The sequence below is a fragment of the Streptomyces sp. NPDC005435 genome, from assembly GCF_040703155.1.
Classification (GTDB): domain Bacteria; phylum Actinomycetota; class Actinomycetes; order Streptomycetales; family Streptomycetaceae; genus Streptomyces.
Genome location: NZ_JBEXEQ010000007.1, coordinates 240,250 through 259,176 on the forward strand (window position 1 = coordinate 240,250; position 18,927 = coordinate 259,176).

At 71.5% G+C, this 18,927-nt stretch carries 16 protein-coding genes, 2 pseudogenes and 1 CRISPR repeat array; of the genes and pseudogenes, 11 read left to right on the forward strand and 7 right to left on the reverse strand.

Going from position 1 to position 18,927, the window contains the following annotated elements; all coding sequences use genetic code 11:
• Positions 1–191: 191 nt before the first annotated feature.
• The 8 genes and pseudogenes from casA (at position 192) to cas2e (ending at position 7,271) form a co-directional block, all read left to right on the forward strand.
• Positions 192–1,871, forward strand: a complete 1,680-nt coding sequence (gene casA / locus AB0898_RS11530) for a type I-E CRISPR-associated protein Cse1/CasA (protein ID WP_366802667.1) — start codon at positions 192–194, stop codon at positions 1,869–1,871.
• Positions 1,868–2,200, forward strand: a pseudogene (locus AB0898_RS11535) (type I-E CRISPR-associated protein Cse2/CasB); the annotation flags it as partial. The gene casA and the pseudogene AB0898_RS11535, both read left to right, overlap by 4 nt.
• A gap of 119 nt (positions 2,201–2,319) precedes the next feature.
• The gene (gene casB, locus AB0898_RS11540) at positions 2,320–3,063 is read left to right on the forward strand and encodes a type I-E CRISPR-associated protein Cse2/CasB (RefSeq protein WP_366802668.1); all 744 of its coding nucleotides are present in this window, start codon (positions 2,320–2,322) and stop codon (positions 3,061–3,063) included.
• A 143-nt stretch (positions 3,064–3,206) separates the two neighbouring features.
• A complete protein-coding gene (gene cas7e, locus AB0898_RS11545) occupies positions 3,207–4,388 on the forward strand; it encodes a type I-E CRISPR-associated protein Cas7/Cse4/CasC (RefSeq protein WP_366802669.1) in 1,182 nt (393 codons plus the stop codon).
• On the forward strand, positions 4,388–5,167 hold the full coding sequence (gene cas5e, locus AB0898_RS11550) for a type I-E CRISPR-associated protein Cas5/CasD (protein ID WP_366802670.1): 780 nt from the start codon (positions 4,388–4,390) through the stop codon (positions 5,165–5,167). The genes cas7e and cas5e overlap by 1 nt, the downstream gene beginning before the upstream one ends.
• Before the next feature lie 4 nt (positions 5,168–5,171).
• On the forward strand, positions 5,172–5,969 hold the full coding sequence (gene cas6e, locus AB0898_RS11555) for a type I-E CRISPR-associated protein Cas6/Cse3/CasE (protein WP_366802671.1): 798 nt from the start codon (positions 5,172–5,174) through the stop codon (positions 5,967–5,969).
• A complete protein-coding gene (gene cas1e, locus AB0898_RS11560; RefSeq protein ID WP_366802672.1) occupies positions 5,962–6,960 on the forward strand; it encodes a type I-E CRISPR-associated endonuclease Cas1e in 999 nt (332 codons plus the stop codon). Before cas6e ends, cas1e begins: the two co-directional genes overlap by 8 nt.
• Positions 6,957–7,271 carry a type I-E CRISPR-associated endoribonuclease Cas2e gene (gene cas2e / locus AB0898_RS11565; RefSeq protein WP_366802673.1) on the forward strand — a complete coding sequence of 105 codons (315 nt, stop codon included), beginning with the start codon at positions 6,957–6,959 and terminating at the stop codon, positions 7,269–7,271. The genes cas1e and cas2e overlap by 4 nt, the downstream gene beginning before the upstream one ends.
• A gap of 44 nt (positions 7,272–7,315) precedes the next feature.
• Positions 7,316–8,565: direct repeats of the CRISPR family, unit length 28 nt; unit sequence GTCGTCCCCGCGCTCGCGGGGGTTGCTC.
• 10 nt (positions 8,566–8,575) lie between these two features.
• Here cas2e and AB0898_RS11570 read toward each other — a convergent pair.
• The 4 genes and pseudogenes from AB0898_RS11570 to AB0898_RS11585 all read right to left on the reverse strand — a co-directional run.
• Positions 8,576–8,896: pseudogene (locus tag AB0898_RS11570) on the reverse strand (tyrosine-type recombinase/integrase); the annotation flags it as partial.
• 66 nt (positions 8,897–8,962) lie between these two features.
• A complete protein-coding gene (locus AB0898_RS11575; protein WP_366802674.1) occupies positions 8,963–9,529 on the reverse strand; it encodes a hypothetical protein in 567 nt (188 codons plus the stop codon).
• A gap of 120 nt (positions 9,530–9,649) precedes the next feature.
• Positions 9,650–10,165: an SMI1/KNR4 family protein gene (locus AB0898_RS11580; protein WP_366802675.1), complete on the reverse strand. Its 516-nt coding sequence runs from the start codon at positions 10,163–10,165 to the stop codon at positions 9,650–9,652.
• Between the two features lie 247 nt (positions 10,166–10,412).
• Positions 10,413–11,117 (reverse strand): response regulator transcription factor, encoded by a 705-nt coding sequence (locus AB0898_RS11585; RefSeq protein ID WP_366802718.1) that lies wholly within the window; start codon positions 11,115–11,117, stop codon positions 10,413–10,415.
• Positions 11,118–11,497: 380 nt separating this feature from the next.
• On the opposite strand from AB0898_RS11585, the gene AB0898_RS11590 reads away from it, so the two are divergent.
• Positions 11,498–12,997, forward strand: a complete 1,500-nt coding sequence (locus tag AB0898_RS11590; RefSeq protein ID WP_366802676.1) for an FAD-dependent oxidoreductase — start codon at positions 11,498–11,500, stop codon at positions 12,995–12,997.
• Positions 12,998–13,179: 182 nt separating this feature from the next.
• On the opposite strand, the gene AB0898_RS11595 is transcribed toward AB0898_RS11590, so the two are convergent.
• Together AB0898_RS11595 and AB0898_RS11600 are read right to left on the reverse strand one after the other, a co-directional pair.
• On the reverse strand, positions 13,180–13,983 hold the full coding sequence (locus tag AB0898_RS11595; protein WP_366802677.1) for an SDR family NAD(P)-dependent oxidoreductase: 804 nt from the start codon (positions 13,981–13,983) through the stop codon (positions 13,180–13,182).
• Positions 13,984–14,093: 110 nt separating this feature from the next.
• The gene (locus tag AB0898_RS11600; RefSeq protein WP_366802678.1) at positions 14,094–14,594 is read right to left on the reverse strand and encodes a MarR family transcriptional regulator; all 501 of its coding nucleotides are present in this window, start codon (positions 14,592–14,594) and stop codon (positions 14,094–14,096) included.
• A gap of 178 nt (positions 14,595–14,772) precedes the next feature.
• Here AB0898_RS11600 and AB0898_RS11605 point away from each other — a divergent pair, with 178 nt between their 5' ends.
• A complete protein-coding gene (locus AB0898_RS11605; protein ID WP_366802679.1) occupies positions 14,773–16,254 on the forward strand; it encodes an MFS transporter in 1,482 nt (493 codons plus the stop codon).
• A gap of 15 nt (positions 16,255–16,269) precedes the next feature.
• Positions 16,270–17,979, forward strand: a complete 1,710-nt coding sequence (locus tag AB0898_RS11610; RefSeq protein WP_366802680.1) for an LLM class flavin-dependent oxidoreductase — start codon at positions 16,270–16,272, stop codon at positions 17,977–17,979.
• Between the two features lie 49 nt (positions 17,980–18,028).
• Here AB0898_RS11610 and AB0898_RS11615 read toward each other — a convergent pair whose 3' ends face one another.
• Entirely contained in the window at positions 18,029–18,892 is an 864-nt protein-coding gene (locus tag AB0898_RS11615; RefSeq protein ID WP_366802681.1) for a sulfurtransferase, read from the reverse strand.
• Positions 18,893–18,927 lie beyond the last annotated feature (35 nt).

Genomic DNA, 18,927 nt, shown 5'->3' on the forward strand with positions numbered 1-18,927 from the left:
CACCTCCTCCACACGGAGCCTTCAAGGAATCTCCATGAATCATTCAGATTTACTTGTAAGTAACAAACCTTGCATGCAGGCTTGACCAAGCCGACAAGTGGCACCCAACCAGGCCTTGCGGCATATGAGTTACGTGCTTCCGCTTGTGGTCTCCGGGGGGAGATCGGACGGCACACCAAGGGGGATAGATCATGGAACAGCATGAGGACGACCTGGTCCGACAACGCTGGCTTTCCGCCGTCGGGCTGGAGGGCGAACGCCTCGGCGTGGGCATTCTGGACGCCCTGACCGGCTCGCACACGATCCGACGACTCGATCTGCCGGTACCGACGATGCTCCCCGCCGTGCTGCGGCAACTCCTGCTGCCCGTCATGTGGGATGCACTGGGGCCGCCGAGGTCGCGCGCCCAGTGGGCCGAGCGGATGGCACGAGGAGCCTTCAGCGACGCGGAGAAGGAGGAGATCTCCGATTATCTCGAGTCGCGTTACGCGGACCGGTTCCGGACCTTCTCGGAACGGCCGTTCGCCCAGGTCGCGGGACTGACCGCACTCAACGGACGGACGAAGACATCGGCTCTGCTCGTGCCGTCGACGGCGTCGGGGAACAACGTGCCGCTGTTCAGCGCACTGAGCGAAGCCGACCACCTTGACCTCTCCCCCGCCCACGCCGTGCTGTGGCTGCTGCACGCACACTGCTGGGACACAGCGGCGATCAAGACGGGCGCCGTGGGCGACGAGCAGGCGAAGAGCGGAAAGACAACCGGCAACCCGACCGGCCCTCTGGGGCAGTTCGGGGTGATCGTCCCGACCGGCAGCACCCTGTACGAGACGCTGCTGCTGAACACACCGTACTGGCCCGACGGTCTGCCCGACAGCGACCGGCCGCAGTGGGCCTGGGACGAGCGTCCGGCCTCGTCGGGGGCGAAGTCACCGGCGACGCCCTCGTGGTCGGCGCGTCCCGCCGCGGGGCTGCTCGACCTGTGCACGTTCCAGTCACGCCGTATCCGGCTCGTCCCGACCCTCACGGAGCGGGGTGTGCGAGTGCGGCAGGTCGTCGTCTGCGCCGGTGACCGGCTCACGACGTGGTCGGAGCATGAACTGCACACCGCCTGGAATCACACCGCCAAGCCCAAGGCGGGACAGCCCGCACGCCGGCCCCGCCGCCATACCTCGGGACGTGCGGCGTGGCAGGGTCTGGGGGCTCTGCTGTCCCTGTCGGTCCCGGTGGAGGGCGACGGCCCGTACACCTCCGCGCTGCTGCGCCAGATCAGCGACCTGCAAGCCGACGAGTGCCTGCCGCCGGGCTTCCCCCTCGGGGTGGAGACCTGCGGCCTCGAGTACGGCAACCAGTCCGCCGTGGTGGAGAACGCCATCGCCGACAGTTTGCCGCTTCCCGTTGCCTCCCTCCTCGCCGACGACGACTGGCTGCGCCGGGCTGTTCTGGAGTGCGTCGATCAGGCGGACCGTGTGGCGAAGGCACTGGACTCCCTGCTCAGCGATCTACGGCGCGCCGCCGGCGGGGCGCCGCTGCCCCGGGACAAGGGCGAAAGGCCCTCGGCCCGGCTCCTGCACACCGTCGACGACCGGATGCGGCGTCTGCTGGCCGGGCTGCGGACCATCGGTGACGACTACGACCTGCTGGAGCAGGCCCAGCAAGCCTGGGAGATCACGCTGCACCGCGCCGCCCGCCAGGAGGCGGACGCATTGATGGCCGCCGTTCCGCCGCGGGCCGTCATCGGACGCACCGAGAAGATCAACGGCAAGGAGGTTGTGTTCCGCAGCGGCAAGGCGGCCGGTGCCTTCTACACCAGGCTCAACGAGATCCTCCCCCGCGTCAGCGAAACGGCAGCCCTGGGGGGAGAAACCGCATGACTCAAGCATCCCTCGGACCCGGCCCCCACCGCCGCCCCTACTACTGGGAGGAAGTCACCGCAGAGTGGCACGAACCCCGCAAAGCGTCGCAAGGCACAGGGGTACCGGCCCCGGCGCGGCACCTGCGCGCACTGCGCGAGGGTCTGGGAGCCGAACCGGGCACTGTGGCGGGGATGCGTTACCTGCACCGAGTGGAACTCACCGACGCGGCGCGCGGCAGCGATCGTCTGCCCCGCTCCTACCAGGCCGAACATGCGGCGCTCACGCTCTTCGGTCTCCACCAGCAAGGTGCGCCCCAACCCGTCCACCACCCCGGACTGGGACTGGGAACAGCCTGCCGGGCCCTGCGCGCACACCAGGGCACCAGACGTCGGCGCCTACTCAACACCGAGCAGAGCGGCAGGCGGACGGGCCGGAAACACGCCGGCTCACGGCCGCCGCGACGGCCGTGGACCTCGACGAACTGGTGCACCATGTCCGCGCCTTGGTCCCGCTGCTGCGCCAGGCCGGAATCGGCCTGGACTACACGCGGCTTCACCGTGACCTGTGCGACTGGCTCACCCCTCGCCATGGGCGGGTACTGCGCGCCTGGGGTCTGCAGTTCACCAAGCCGGCGGACGCCAACGGGCAGGGCATCCCCGGTGCGAAGAAAGTCCAGCCGGGGTTCTGGGACGGCTTCGACCCGGCTGGCGCGGACGCGGGAGCCGATCTGGCCGCCCTGCGCGCCGGGCTGGGCGAGGAAGCCGGGACCGTTCCGGCCATGTGGGGCTTCTACCGCACCACGATGGGCAGCGACCTGCGGGTCCGCGGCGCCCTCACCCGTGCCCTGACCGCCGAACACGCCGCGCTCTCGCTGTTCGGCCTCCACCAGCAGGGCCGTCGGCAGTCCGTGCACACGCCCGGGGTCAGCCCCGGCGCCGCCTGCCGGCTCCTCCTCGCACAGGGCGACGGCGTCGGCCAGGCAGCACTGGAGGAACGGCTCGGCATTCTGCTCACCTCCGCGGACGCGGGTGAACTCGCGCACCATCTGCGCAGTCTGGTGCCCCTTCTGCGCAAGGCCGGAATCGGTCTCGACTACGACCTGCTGCGCCGTGCCCTGCGCAACTGGGACGACCCGCAACGGCCCGACGCGCAGCCTGGGCTGCGCAGCATGTGGGACCGCGACTTCCACCGCAAAGACCCTGCCGCCTGACACCGGCACCGCACCACCGCACATCCATTCACGCCACCCGGCACAGCCCCCGCCACGGCACCGGCGTCCCCGACATCCGGTGCGCAAGCGCGTGGCCGGCCGCCCGCTTCCCTTGTGGCGCTCATCTTCCAAGGAGCCGCACCATGACCGAGCCCACCCTCTTCGTCGAGGTCCACATCCTGCAGAGCCTCCCGCCGTCGAACATCAACCGCGACGACTCCGGCACGCCCAAGCAGGCCGTCTACGGCGGGGCCCGGCGCGCCCGGGTGTCGTCACAGGCCTGGAAGCGCGCCACCCGGATCGAGTTCGCCAAGGGCGAGGCGCCCGCCGACCGGGCCACCCGCACCAAGCGGATCGCCGCCCTGCTCTCCCAGCGCCTGGCCGCACCGGCCGCCGCCGGCGGTGCCGGGCTCGAAACGGCGCAGGCGAACCGGCTGGCCGGCGCCCTGCTGGAGCCCCTGGGCATCAAGAAGTCCTCCAAGAAGGAAGAACAGTCCGCCTATCTGCTGTTCTTCGGCAAGCGACAGCTCGACTCCCTCATCGCCCTCCTCGGCGACCGGGCCGCGGAACTCGCCGCCCTCGCCGACAACGAGCTCGAGGCCGAGATCAAGCAGCTCGACGTCGTCTCCGCCCTGTCCACCGGGCACCCGGCCGAGGTCGCCCTGTTCGGCCGCATGGTCGCCGACCTGAAGGAACTCAACGTCGACGCCGCCGTCCAGGTCGCCCACGCCCTGTCCACTCACGCCGTCAGGACCGAATTCGACTACTACACGGCCGTCGACGACGAGAACACCGACGACACCGGCGCCGGGATGATCGGCACCGTGGAGTTCAACTCCTCCACTCTCTACCGTTACGCCATCCTGGGCGTGCACCAGCTGCGCGACAACCTCACCTCGGCCGACGCCGCCCGCGAGGCCGCCGTCCGGTTCGTCGACGCCTTCACCCGGTCCATGCCCACCGGTCACCAGAACACCTTCGCCCACCGAACCCTGCCTCAGCTGGTTCTGATCACCGTCCGCACCGACCAGCCGGTCAACCTCGTCTCCGCCTTCGAAGAGCCCGTCACCGGCCAGCAGGGCCTGGCCGGCGACTCCGCCGTGGCCTTGGCCGAGGAACTGCGGTCCGTCGCCGCCACCTGGGGCAACGCCCCCACGCAGAAGCTGGCCACGTACGCCCTGAACCCGGACAAGATCGAGGCGAGCTTCGGCCCCTCCATGCCCTTCCCGGCCCTCCTCGACACGCTCGGTGAACTGGTCGGCGCCTGGCTCGACCAGGGCACCGTCCCCGCCCAGCGCACCAACACCGCGGAAGTCGCGAAGTGATGACCGACCGAGCCGTGCTCCTGCTGCGGCTGGCCGCCCCCCTGCAGTCCTGGGGTGGCGCCTCCCGCTACAACCGGCGCGACACCCGCGCCCAGCCCACGAAGTCCGGCGTTCTCGGTCTCCTTGCCGCGGCTCAGGGACGCCCGCGCGAAGCGGGCCTGACCGATCTGCTCGGCCTGCGCCTGGGCGTCCGGGTCGACCAGCCCGGCACGCTGCTGCGCGACTACCACACCGTCAGTGACCACCGTGGCGTGCTCCTGCCCTCCGCCGAGGTCGATGCCAAGGGCGTGCAGAAGCGGAACAGCGCGAAGAAGTACACCGGGGTCACCCAGCGCTCCTACCTGCAGGACGCGGTCTTCACCGCCGCCCTGCAGGGGCCCGCCTCCCTGCTCGAAGACCTCGAGACGGCCGTCAGGAACCCGGTCTTCCCGCTGTCCCTGGGCCGCCGTTCCTGTCCCCCGGCCGGCCCGGTCAGCCTCGGCCTGGTCCCGGCGACCGACCTGCCCTCCGCGCTGCAAGAGGTGGCCTGGCAGGCGGCCGCGCACCACCGCGCCCGCATCCGCACACCGACCGTGACACTCGAAGCCACCGTCGAAGATCCCGCCGGCGACGTCAGCATCTCCGACGTTCCCGACACCTATGACCTCAAAGCCGGCACCGTCTTCAGCGACCGCATCGTCCGCCACCTGTGGATCACACTGCCCACCGGTCACAAGCCGACCGGCACCGCGGACGCCGCCGGCCCCGGCCACGACCCCTTCTCACTCCTGGGCTGGTGACCCCATGCCGTACCTGTCGAAAATCGCGCTCAACCCACGCCGCCGCCGCGCCGTCGCGCTGCTCGCCAACCCCCACCGCCTGCACGCGGCCGTCCTGAGCGGCCTGGCCGTACAGCCCGTCGCCGAACGCGTGCTGTGGCGGCTGGACACGAACACCGCGCATCGCGCCGAAGTGCTCGTCCTCACCGGCAGCCGTCCCTCCTGGCACCATCTCGTGGAGGAGGCCGGCTGGCCCGACGCCGACGGCGGCCACCCTCTCATCGCCGACTACACCCCCCTGCTCCAACGCCTCGCGGTCGGCAAGGAGTTCGCCTTCCGGCTCACCGCCAATCCGGTCCAGCACGTACAGAACCCGGAGAAGCCCAGCCCCGAGCAGACCGAACGCCTCAAGGAGGCAAGCGAGCGCTCGGGCAAGCGCCGCGGCATCCGCGTCGCCCACCGCACCGCCGCCCATCAACTCGCCTGGCTGCTCGCACGAACGGAACGCCACGGCTTCGCCATCCCCGCCACCACCACCGCACCGGGCATCGACCTCGGCACCACCCACGGAGACAGCTCCGACACGGCACCCCCGGCTGAGGCACCTGCCGTCTCCATCACCGCCCGCGAAACCCTCCGCTTCTGCAAAAACACCAACGGCGCCCAGGTCACCCTGTCCACCGCCACCTTCCAGGGACGCCTCCGCGTCACCGACACCGACGCCCTCCGCGCCACCCTGCTCAACGGCATCGGCCCGGCCAAGGGATACGGCCAAGGACTCCTCACCCTCGCCCCCCTCCCGGACGAGACACACCATGGCTGAACCCTGGTGGCGCACCGGCCCACAAGACGTCCACCGCATCGAAGACCGCGTCTCCAGCCTCTACGTCGAACGCTGCCACATCGACCGGGACGACAACGCCATCGTCCTGATCAACAAAGCGCGCATCGTCCACGTCCCCGCCGCCTACCTCGCCGTCCTTCTGATCGGCCCCGGCAGCCGTATCACCCATGCAGCCGTCACCCTGCTCGCCGACTCCGCCACCTCCGTGTGCTGGGTCGGCGAGCACGGTGTACGCCTCTACGCCTCCGGCCTCAGCACCGCCAGGGGCTCCCGACTCCAACTCCGCCAGGCATGGCTCGTCACCCGTCCCAAAGAACGTGTCACCGTGGCCCGCCGCATGTACGACCTGCGATTCCCCGGCGAGAACACCACCGGCCTGACCCTCCAGCAGTTACGGGGCAGAGAAGGCAGCCGTGTCCGCAAGCTCTACGCAGAGCACTCCGCACGCACGGGCGTGCCCTGGACCAAGCGCGACTACAGACCCGGCGACGCATTCGCCGCCGGCGACGACGTCAACCGCGTGCTCTCCGCCGCGAACTCGGCCCTGTACGGCATCTGCCACGCCGTCATCACCGGCATCGGCACCAGCCCCGCCCTCGGCTTCGTCCACACCGGCTCCGCCCTCTCATTCGTCCTGGACATCGCCGACCTCTACAAAGCCGAGCACACCATCCCACTCGCCTTCGACCTCACCGCCAAGGGACTCACCTCCGAACGAGACGCCCGCACGGCCCTGCGTGACGCCGTCGTCCAGCACAAGCTCCTCCCCCGCATCGTCAACGACATCAAGAACCTCCTCGTCCCGGACAACCCAGACCTACTCGACGAGGAAATCCACGGTCTCTGGAACGAGGACAACACCGTTGCCAGCGGTGGCCGTAACTGGTCCGACCCCTTCGCAACAGACGCCCACCTCGACGTCGTGGCGCCCACGGACAACCTCAGCGATTCTCGCGGGGCCGACGAATGAGTGCGGGGACCACCGTCGTCATCCTCATCGCCGCACCCCCGGGCTTGCGCGGCCACCTCACCCGCTGGTTCGTCGAAGCCGCCCCCGGCATCTACGTCGGAACCCCCAACCCCCGCATCCGCGACCGCCTCTGGACGCTCCTCGCTCAACGCATCGACAACGGGCAGGCCACCATGATCGAACCAGCCCCCACCGAGCAGGGCTGGTCGGTGAGAACAGCCGGCCACGACCGCTGGACACCCATCGACTTCGACGGCCTCACCCTCATGGCCCGCCCGCGCAACCAAGGTACGCGCGCCGAACCCAAGTAAACGAAAACGCCCCTCCCGCCCGCCAACCCACCAGGTCAGGAAGCGTCGTCCCCGCGCTCGCGGGGGTTGCTCGCGGGCCACGGGCTCTACCTGGTCACCCTCACCGTCGTCCCCGCGCTCGCGGGGGTTGCTCGAAGACGCCGCCGCAGATCCTGGGCGAGGCCGCGTCGTCCCCGCGCTCGCGGGGGTTGCTCTCCGCTGGTACTTGGGCCGCTGTTCGCCCGTGTGTCGTCCCCGCGCCCGCGGGGGTTGCTCCGACTCGGCTCCTCACCTGGGGCCTGCCGGTGGGTCGTCCCCGCGCCCGCGGGGGTTGCTCCCCGGACATGCTCGAAGTCCACTTCGCACAACTGTCGTCCCCGCGCTCGCGGGGGTTGCTCCGACCACGTGCCGCGCAGCGCCGCGACGGCGATGTCGTCCCCGCGCTCGCGGGGGTTGCTCGACACCGTCGCCGCTCACCCGCTCCCGCTGACGGTCGTCCCCGCGCTCGCGGGGGTTGCTCCAGTGGGGCGCCGGCAAGACCATCTGGTCCGCCGTCGTCCCCGCGCTCGCGGGGGTTGCTCGGACGCCATCGCAGCCGTCTACCAGGGCGTCGAGGTCGTCCCCGCGCTCGCGGGGGTTGCTCCTCAACGGCACGCCCGTCCGTGTCACCGAGATCGTCGTCCCCGCGCTCGCGGGGGTTGCTCGGTCGGCGATCAGCTGATGTACAACTACGGCGCGTCGTCCCCGCGCTCGCGGGGGTTGCTCCTTGAATGTGAGCTGCCGGAAGGGCACGGCGATGTCGTCCCCGCGCTCGCGGGGGTTGCTCGACGGTCTTCGCCACCTCGGCCCGGGGGTGCCGGTCGTCCCCGCGCTCGCGGGGGTTGCTCTCTTCCCCTCTGGGGGAGTTCCATGTCAAGCGTGTCGTCCCCGCGCTCGCGGGGGTTGCTCCCTCACCGACGATTCCGTTGTCCGGATTCGTTAGTCGTCCCCGCGCTCGCGGGGGTTGCTCCTGGCAACTGGAGTCCCAGGTCGTGGGATCGGTTGTCGTCCCCGCGCTCGCGGGGGTTGCTCGTCGGCGTGGCGGACGTGGTCGGCGATCCCGGCATCGTCCCCGCGCTCGCAGGGATTGCTCCCGGGCCTCCACCCGCGCGCCGAACTCGGTCGGGTCGTCCCCGCGCTCGCGGGGATTGCTCGCAGTCGCAGGACAACGCCCGTGCGCGGGGTGGGTCGTCCCCGCGCTCGCGGGGGTTGCTCGCCTCTCGGTCCTCACCACCCGGACACCGTGGCATCGTCCCCGCGCTCGCGGGGGTTGCTCGTTGCTTGATTCAGGCGGCTTCCCACAGACCGGCATCCAGGATGCGGGGGGCCTTGGTGATGCTGACCGGCATCAGATGACGGTACGTGCGATAGGTCTCCTCGATCGATTTGTGGCCCATCCATTCAGCCACGTCGGTGATCGGTATCCCGTTCCCGAGCGCGTTCGAGGCGAAATGGTGCCGGAATCCGTACCTCCCGACACCGTCCTCTGCCGGGAGGTCCTTGAAGGGCCTCTGCACACGCCGGCGTTCCCGTCGGCTCCGTGTAGTACCCGCTCGGGCCACGCAGGAGATAGCCCTCCTTCGTGGTGCCGTGCTTCTCCTCGTACCGCTCCATCGCTTCCTTCACGGAGCGCGGCAGAGGGACCTCCCTGAACTCCCCCGCCTTGCGGTGCTTCAGCTTCGCCGGCTTGTGCGTGTTGGAGTGGATCTGCTCGTGCACCGATAGACGTCGTCCGCCACCACATTGTTGATGTTCCCCGCACGGGCTTCCCCATTCCGCAAACCGCAGCCCACCATCATGACGATCTCAAGCGCGAGATATTCGTCAGCGACAGTCAGTGCTTTCTTGACTGAGGTGAGCGATGGGATGACCACCTTCTCGCGAGCGTACTCCGGTTCCTGGACGTCCTTCACAGGATCGTCCGCCACTGCACCCTTGCTGTAAGCGTCGCGGAGGATCGCCTTGAGGACACGGAAGATGTTCACCTGGAGCTTTCCACGTGCCAGCCCGTCGAGTACTCCGTCATCTTGCGCTACGGATGGTTCCGTTGTCTTTCTCTCCGCGTAGATCTGCGTGAGGCGCTCGATCGCGTCATCCTGCGCGTCGTAGCCAACCTCTTCTCGCTGCTTACCAAGAGCATCCCGGAACCGAATCGTGTACGGGTGCGGGCAATGAGTCGGCCTGGAACAACCGCACTCCTCGAAGAACGACCCCATCCCACAGGCGAGCTGACGAGCCACGAATCAAGCCGTCCGGGCGAGGCGCCGGGCGGCGCAGCAAGCCCCCGCTACAAGTTCAGGTCAGCAAGGCGGGGCACGGCCCCGTCCCATGCTGACCGTTCGCTGACCTGGACGCGGCAATCAGGGCTCTGACCTGCGAAAACGCCCAAACGCTAGATCTTGGACCTGAACATCGTGCGCAGCATCTTTGACTCCTCCGTTGGTCAGGGTCCGCTCCAGCAGTTCCAGGAACTGCCGTAGGTCATCGGCGAGCTTGTCGAGTTCCGGTTCGTCGAGCGATGCCGTTCTCGTTCGGTGAACCGAGCCGTCGGGGCCCACGACGTAGGAGAGGCCGCCGCCGTCGGAGCCGATGGCCAGGCCGTGGGCCCTCTGGTTCGTGCCGAGGTCGACGGGGCCGTACTCCTGGAGGCGTAGAAGGACGTCGCTTGCCGGGTCGAGGAAGTGGCCGTTGCCGACGTCCGACCAGGTGATGTCGCCGATGGTGTCGTAGAAGGTGACCAGGTCGGCCGGAACGAGGCTCGCTCGGGCGAGGGCGAGGGCGAGGGCGCGGGCCGCCGTTCGATCATCCCGGTTGGCCGGGCGGACCTCGTTGGGGCCAGGGGCAAAGCCGTGCCGGCGCTCGAACTCGTCGGTCATCACCGCGAGGGGCCCGGAGACTCGCGCGGTCCACGAGGCCAGCCAGGCGGGGGAAAGCGAAGGGGCACTCATGAGGCCGGATCATGGCATGGGCCACGGACATCCACGAGGTGACCAGCGGCGTCGCGGTGGTTGTCGTGGGCCGGCGCCGGTCGGCGAACAGTGGGTCCGGCCGGCGCCGGGGGCCGGGGAAGCGGGGCCGACGCCGCGAACCGGCGTCGGCCCCGCTTCCCCGGCGGACACCGCGTCACGCAGGGCAGGCCCTGCCCAGTTTGAAGCCCACCCCACGGACGGTGATGATCCAGTCGCTGGCGCCCAATTTGGCGCGGAGGCTGCTGACGTGGGTGTCCACGGTGCGGCGGGACCAGGAATCGCCCCAGACCTGCTGCAGCAGGCGTTTGCGTGGGATCACGGTGTCGGGGTGGGCGGCGAGGATGCAGAGGAGGTCGAACTCCTTTCGGGTCAGGCCCACGCCGCGGCCGCCGAGACTGACCTGCCGTGCGTTGACGTCGATGTGCAGCGGGCCGTGCGTGATCTCGCGTTCGGCGGTGCGCGAGGAGCGGGTGCGGCGCATGACGGCTTCCATACGTGCCATCAGTTCCCGGAAGCCGTAGGGCTTGGCGAGATAGTCGTCCGCGCCGGCCTGGAGCCCGAGGACGCAGTCGAGTTCGGAGCCGCGGGCCGTGACGACGATCAGCGGCACACAGCTGACGGAGCGGATGCTCTTGCACACCTCCAGCCCGTCGAGATCAGGGAGTTCGAGATCGAGAAGGATCAGATCCGCGTCCTCGTGGGATTCCAGGGCCGTACAGCCCAGGGCCACATGGGTGACCTCGTGTCCGTGCCGGCGCAGGCCGCCGGTCAGGGACTCGGCGTCGGCGGCGTCGTTCTCCACCAGCAGGATCCGCCAGCCGGCCGCCGCGCCGGGCACGGTCCGCGCCGGGCCCGGCAGGTCCTCCGGCTGCGTCTGCGGTCCGGGCAGGTCCTCCGGTTCCGGCCGCGGTCCGGGCGAGTCCGCCGTCCGTGGTCCGGGTGCGTCGCGCTCGATCGTTCGATGGTTCTCCGACTTCACCGCTGGTAAGTACGGACCCATGATCCCCCCGGCTCATTCGGTCAGCGTGGTTGTCGAACCTTCGGTCGAAATTATCGGTCGACTGTAGTCGGTTCAAAGACTTTCATCGTAAATACATCGTTGCGGGTTCATGAAGGCGTATTGCGCGGTTATCAACATGCGGCCGACACGTCCGCGCAGCACCGGCTTCACACCGGCGGTCCAGGATGGAGACGGGCGGCCGCAGGCCCCGACTCCCTTCTGCAGAAAGCGAGTTGAGGATGCCGTACAGCTCTCGGCCCCCTGCCGCCGACGGTCCCGGCGCGGTCCCCGGCCCCCACGCGGTCGTCGTGGCCGGAGCCGGCCCCACCGGGCTGCTGCTCGCCGGGGACCTCGCGGCGGCCGGCGTGGAGGTGGTGGTGCTCGAAAAGCGTCCGGAGGGCATCAGCAACCTGACCCGCGCCTTCGGTGTGCACGCCCGCACCCTCGAACTCCTCGACGCCCGCGCTCTCGCCGACGAACTGGTCACGACCGGCCAGGTGATCCGCGAGCTGCGGCTGTTCGGGGCGATTCCGTTCGACATCGGCGCGCTGCCCTCGCGTTTCCCCTTCCTGCTGGTCACTCCGCAGTACGAGGTGGAGAGGCTGCTGCTGCGCCGGGCGCTGGAGAACGGTGCGGTCGTCCGCTACGGCACCGAGGTCCTCGGTCTCGCCCAGGACGACGACGGGGTCACCGTGTCCGTGCGCGGCACCGGGGGCGACACGACGCTCCGGGCCCGTTATCTGGTCGGCGCGGACGGGACGCGCAGCGTGGTGCGCGAGGCACTCGGGCTGCCCTTCCCCGGCAAGGTGGTGATCCGGTCGGTGGCGCTCGCCGATGTGCGGTTCACCGAGCAGCCCAGCCTGGTGGTCCAGGTGCACGGCACGGGTGACGCCTTCGGCTTCATCGCCCCCTTCGGCGACGGCTACTGGCGGGTCGGCGGCTGGGACCGGGCCCACCGGGGCGAACCCGACGACTCCCCGGTCGAGTTCGAGGAGCTGCGCTCGCTCGTGGAGCGCGCCTTCGGCTCCGACTTCGGGATGCACGACCCGCGCTGGATCTCCCGTTTCCACAGCGACGAGCGCCAGGTGCCCCGTTATCGCGTGGGGCGCGTGCTGCTGGCCGGCGACTCCGCCCACCAGCACTCGCCGGCCGGCGGGCAGGGGATGAACACCGGCCTCCAGGACGCCGTCAACCTCGGCTGGAAGCTCGCGGCGGTGCTCGACGGCCGGGCTTCCGACGCGCTGCTGGACACGTACCACAGCGAGCGCCATCCGATCGGCCGCGCCGTACTGCGCAGCAGCGGTCTCAACCTGCGGCTCGCCATGGCGCACAACCCGCTGGAGATCGCGCTGCGGACGGTACGGAAGCTGGCGGTCACCCATGTGCGGCCGGTGACACGGCGGGCGGTCGGGGAGATCACCGGCATCGGCTACTCGTACCCCGCCCCGCGCGGGTCCCACCCCCTGGTGGGCAGACGCGCGCCGGATCTGGAGCTGGAGCGCGGGCGGCTGTACGAGGTGCTGCGGGAGGGGCGGTTCGTGCTGGTCCTGCCGTCGGGCGGGGAGTACGGCGCGGTCACCGCCGGGCGGCGGGGGCGGCTGGTCGTCGTACGCCGGGCGGACGGCGGGGGCACCGCCGCCCGGGAGGCGGTGCTGGTGCGGCCCGACGGGTATTACGCCTGGGCGGGGGCGGCGGACGGGCCGGCGGTCGAGGCCGGGATCGGGCCGTGGGTGGGGTGACGCGGGCCCGCCGCCCATCGGTGGGATGAGCCGGGTCCGCCGTCCGTGGGTGGGGTGACCCGGGTCCGCCGTCCGTGCGTCCGGTCGAACACCCGGTGTCCGGCGCGGTCACGACGGACCGCGCCCAGGCCGCCCGGGCCACTCGGGCCTCTCGGGCCCGAGCCCCTCGCCCCGCCCCCCCCTCAGCGCGGCGGCAGCGGCGAGAGCGTGGGCAGGTGGGCGAGGAAGCCGCCGTCCACGGACAGCACCTGCCCGGTGATGAAGGAGGAGGCGGGTGAGGCGAGGAAGGCCACCAGCTGGGCCACGTCGTCCGGGGTGCCGAGGCGTGGGACGAGGTTCGCGCTCTGGAACATCCGCTGGACCGGCACGGGCATGTCCGCCTCCAGGGCCGGGGTGCGGATCAGTCCGGGCGCCACGGCGTTGCAGCGTATGCCGTCCGCCCCGTACGCGGCGGCCACGAAGCGGGTCAGCGCGACCAGTCCGCCCTTGGAGCTGCCGTAGGCGACCATCACCCGGTCCCCGGACAGGCCCTGACCGCTGGTGATGTTGATGATCGAGCCGCCGCCGCGTTCGGTCATCACCGGCACCGTGTGCTTGCACAGCAGCATGGGGCCGCGCAGGTTGACCGCGAGGACCTGGTCCCAGAGTTCGACGGACATCGACACCACGTCCCGGTCCTGCCGGATGGCCGAGGTCAGCGCCGCGTTGTTGTCCAGTACGTCGATGCCGCCGAAGGTGTCCACGGCGAAGTCCACCAGGCGTTCGACGCTGTCCTCCGAGGCGATGTCGACGGTGCACCCGGCCACCGACAGGCCCTTGGCGGCCAGTTCCGCGGCGACGGCCAGGGTCGGCGCCTCGGCGACGTCGGCGAGGACGACGTCCGCGCCGGCGGTGGCCAGTGCCTCCACGGTGGCGACGCCGATCCCTCCCGCCCCGCCGGTGACCACGGCCACTTTGCCGGCGAGGGAGTTCGTTCCATTACTCATCGGTGCGACGACCTCTCGTTCAGGAGGGGAACTCGTCCCCGATTCTGGCGGGCGGGCGTGAAGACCGTGCTGCGGGAACGTGTCGTGACCGGCCGGGTGAGGGCGCCGGTTCAGCCTCCTGTGCGTACGTCGTGGTCCTCGGTGACCAGGACCTTGCGCAGCAGGGCGATCAGGGTGGCGCGCTCGGCCGGGGACAGGTCGTGCAGGAACTGCTCCTGGGAGCGCTCGGCCACGGCCAGCAGCCGGCGCTGCAAGTCCTCGCCCTCCGGGGTGAGTTCGACGACCTGGCGCCGGCGGTCGGCGGGGTCGCGGGTGCGCCGGACCAGGCCCCGCTGCTCGACGGTGTCGAGGTAGCCGACCAGATGGCTGCGGTTGAGGGCGAGCCGGTCGGCGAGCACGTGCTGCGGGAGCGGTCCGAAGTCGGCGAGCGCCGTGAGCGTGGCGAAGTGGGGGAGCCTCAGGCCGTGCTCCGCGACCGCCTCGACCAGGACGTCGTGGCCGAGCCGGGCGACATGGCTGACCAGATAGGAGGGCAGCGCGAGCAGGCTCGGCGGACGCATGTCGGTGTCCGGCCGGGGGGTCTGCGGTCCACAGTCCGAGGCGTCGTTCATGCAGCGCAGCATAACCACCGAAAGCGACTGGACGTAAGCATGTCTCGATGTAATCATTACGTAGCGACACTATTTCTCGTCGGTGTCGCTGCCGCTGCCATGTCGCTTGCCATGTCACTTGTCGTGTGGCGTCGCCCCGCGCCGCCACGCCTCCCGGACAGAGCGGAGGACCTTCCCCATGACCGATCCGACGACCACCCCGGCCCCGCCGCCGGTCACGGAGCGGCGGCGGGGCGTCGCGGCCCCGTTCGCCGCCCTGCTGATCGCGGTGCTGTCCTTCTCCCTGATGCAGACGATGGTGGTGCCCGCCCTCCCCGACCTGCGGCGGGAGTTCGACGTGAGCACCACCGCGGTCTCGTGGGTGCTCAGCGCCTTCCTCCTCACCGCCTCGGTGGCCACCGCGCTGCTCGGCCGGGTCGGTGACATGTTCGGCAAGCGGCGCGTGCTCGTCGCGAGCCTGACCGTGTTCGCCGCCGGGACACTGCTCGCGGCCCTGTCGGACTCCCTCGGACTGCTCATCGCCGCCCGCGCGGTGCAGGGGGTGGGCTCGGCCGCGTTCCCCCTCGCGTTCGGCATCGTCCGCGACCAGTTCCCGCGCGAGCGCGTGCCCGTGGCCATCGGGCTCATCAGCTCGACCTTCGGCATCGGCTTCGGTGTCGGGCTCGTCATCCCCGGCCCGATCGTCGACGCCCTGGACTGGCACTGGATCTTCTGGCTCGGCCTCGTGGTGATCGTCCTGGGCATCCTCGCCGTGGTCGCGTTCGTGGAGGAGTCGCCCGTCCGCTCCCCCGGCCGGATCGACTGGGCGGGTGTCGCCCTGCTCAGCGCGGGCGTCGTCGCGCTGCTGCTCGCCATCAGCCAGGGCAAGACGTGGGGCTGGGCGTCCGCCGGGGTGATCGGCCTGTTCGTGGCGGCGGCGGTGCTCCTCACGGTCTTCGTCCTGGTGGAGCGGCGGCTGTCCGCACCGCTCATCGACATCGAACTGCTGCGCCGTCCGGCGGTCGCGTCCTCCCATGTCACCGCGCTCATCATCGGTTTCGGGATGTACGGCGCGTTCACCCTGGTGCCGCTGCTCGCCCAGACCCCGCCGCAGGCGGGCTACGGGTTCGGCGCCTCGGTCACCGGAGCCGGGCTGTTCATGGTGCCCATGGCGGCCACCATGCTGGTCGCCAGTCCTCTCGCGGGCCGGATCGGCGCCGTGGCCGGCTTCAAACTCCCCCTCGTGCTCGCCTGCCTGATCGGCGTGGCCGGCTTCGCGGTGTACGCCGGGGCGCATGACACCGAGTGGGCGCTGTACGCCGGTTCGGGCATCCTCGGCATCGGGGTCGGCTTCGCCTTCGCGGCGCTGGCCAACCTCGTCGTCGCCGCCGTCGACCCCCGCCAGACGGGTGAGGCGACCGGCATCAACACGATCATGCGCACCATCGGCGGATCGCTGGGCGCGCAGGTGTCCGCCTCGCTGGTGGCCTCCCACACCCTCGCCGGCAGCGGCCTGCCGGCGGAGTCCGGCTACACCACCGCCTTCGTGATGTCCGCCGTCGCCCTGGGCGTGGCCACACTGGCCGCGCTCTCCGGGCCCGGCGGACTGTGGCGCACCCCGGCGAAGGCGGCGGCCGCGGCGGCACCCCGGCCCGGCACCAGCGGCCCCGCCGCGAGCTGAGAACGGACCACGCAGATGACCGACTACGGGCACGACCTGCTCTTCGGCGCCGTCCTGGTGCCGTCGTCCGGACAGCCGCACGACGCCGTGGCATCGGCCCGCGCGGCGGAACGGGCCGGACTGGACCTGGTGAGCGTGCCGGACCACCCCTACCGGCCGGAGTTCCTGGACGCGTGGACGGTGCTGGCGAGCATGGCCGCCGCCACCTCGCGGATCCATGTCTTCCCCAATGTCGCCAACCTCCCCCTACGGCCGCCCGCCGCCCTGGCCCGCGCCGCCGCGAGCCTGGACCTGCTCAGCGGCGGCCGGGTCGAACTCGGCCTGGGCGCCGGGGCGTACTGGGACGACATCGCGGCCGAGGGCGGTCCCCGGCGCGCCCCGGCCGAGGCGCTGGCCGCCACTCGCGAGGCGGTCGAGGTCCTGCGCGCTCTGTGGTCCGGCCGTGGCCCGGTCCGCAGCGACGGGAAGTACTACGGGCTGTACGGCGCGGCCGCCGGGCCCGTGCCCGCCCACGGCATCTCCGTGTGGATCGGCGCGGTGGGCCCTCGGATGCTGCGGCTGACCGGTGAGGTGGCCGACGGCTGGCTGCCCAGCGTGCCGCATGTGCCGCCGGTCCGGCTCGCGGCGGGCCAGCGGCTCGTCGACGAGGGGGCCGCGGGCGCGGGGCGCGAGCCGTCCGCGGTACGGCGGCTGTACAACCTCTCGCCCGGGGAGGGCGGCTTCCCCCGGGGCGGCCCGCGCGACTGGCCCGAGCAACTGGCGGCGCTCACCGTCGAGGTGGGGACCAGCGCCTATCTTCTGCCGGCCCACCGTCCGGACCTGCTGCGGATCTTCGGCGAGGAGGTCGCCCCGGCGACCCGCGCACTCGTCGCGGCGGCACGCGAGCGGCCGGGCGGGGGCGACCGGGACGCCGGGGACACCGGGGGCACCGGGGACACCGGGGACACCGGGGGCACCGGGGGCACCGGGGGCACCGGGGGCAGCGGGGACACCGGGGATGCCGCTCCGTCCGCCGCGTCCGGTGCCTCGCGGCCGGCCCCGGCCCCGGCGCCGCGCGGCCGGGAGCGCGCGGTCGCGGTGGCCGGTGCCGCGTCCGGACCCTCCCTCTCCGTCGAGCCCACACCGGCGCCCACCAGCCGGCTGAGCGGGGAGCGGCTGTGGGACGAGGAGCACCGGCCGACCGGCCCCGCCCCGGACCCGCAGCGGCGCTACCCGCCCGTGCGGCAGGCCCCGGCCAGGAATCTGGTCGCCGCCCACGACCAGCTGCGCGCGGATCTGGCGCGGCTGCGCGACATCGTCGACGAGGTGCTGGCCGAGACACTGGACCCCGGCGACGCGCGGTCCGGGCTGCGGGAGCTGAGCCTGCGGCAGAACTCGTGGACGCTGGGCGCCTATTGCGCGTCGTACTGCCGGATCACGACCGTGCACCACACCCGGGAGGACGAGGATCTCTTCCCGCATCTGCGGCGGGGCGACCCGCGGCTCGCGCCGGTGCTCGACCGGCTGACCGAGGAGCACCACGCCATCCACGGGGTCATCGAGCGCATCGACCGTGAGCTGGTCGCCCGGATCGGCGGCGGGGCGGGCGACGGAGCGGGCACCGCGCCCGGCCCGGAGGGACTGCGCGCGGCGGTGGACCTCCTCACCGACGCGCTGCTGTCCCATCTGGCGTATGAGGAAAGGGAGTTGATCGAGCCGATGGCCCGGCTCGGCACCGGGTGGTGACTCCGCCGACCGGCCGCAACAGGACGCTGCCGTCCCCTTCGCCGGCACGCTATCCCGGCTCCTCGCCCGTCACCACGGCACGCGAGGGGTCCGCCGACCAGGCGGACCACGAGCCGGGGTAGAGGGCCGCGGTGGGCACGCCGGCCAGTTCCAGCGCCAGCAGGTCGTGGCAGGCGGTGACCCCGCTGCCGCAGTACACGACGGCATCGGTGCCGGGGGTGACCCCGAGGGCCGCGTAGTGCGCGGCCAGGTGTGCGGCCGGGGCGAAGCGGCCCCCGGCGGTGAGGTTGGCGGCCCAGGGGGCGCTGCGGGCTCCGGGGACGTGCCCGGAGCGTACGTCGCTCGGCAGCACGGTGGCGCCGGAGTACCGGTCCGGGGCGCGGGCGTCGAGGACGACGGCGGTGCCCGCCGCCAGGGACTTCGCCACCTCGTCGGCCGACCGGAGGAGTTCCCCGGGCCAGGCCACCGGGGTGCGGGCCGCCGGCACGGGGACGACGGGCCCGGTCTCCAGGCCGCCGTCCCAGGCCTGGAGTCCGCCGTCCAGCAGGGCGGCCCGGCCGCCGGTGCGGCGCAGCAGCCAGACCAGCCGGGCCGCGTAGGCACCGCCGTTGTCGTCGTAGGCGACCACCGTCGTGTCGTCGCCGATGCCCAGCGCACCCAGCGCGCGGGCGAACTCCCGTTCCCCGGGCAGCGGATGGCGTCCGCCGGAGACGCTGGGCGGTGCGGAGAGCACGGTGTCCACGTCCACCCACACGGCACCCGGCAGATGTCCGGCGAGGTGGGCCTCGCGTCCGTCGCGGCCGTCCAGGTACCAGCGGACGTCGGCCAGGACCAGCCGACCACGGTGCTCGCGCACCCAGTCGGCGTCGACGACAGGGGACGGGGCGGCGAGTGGTGCGGGGGAGGCGGGCATGCGGGTCTTCCTCTCGGGTCGGGGCTCAGGAGCGG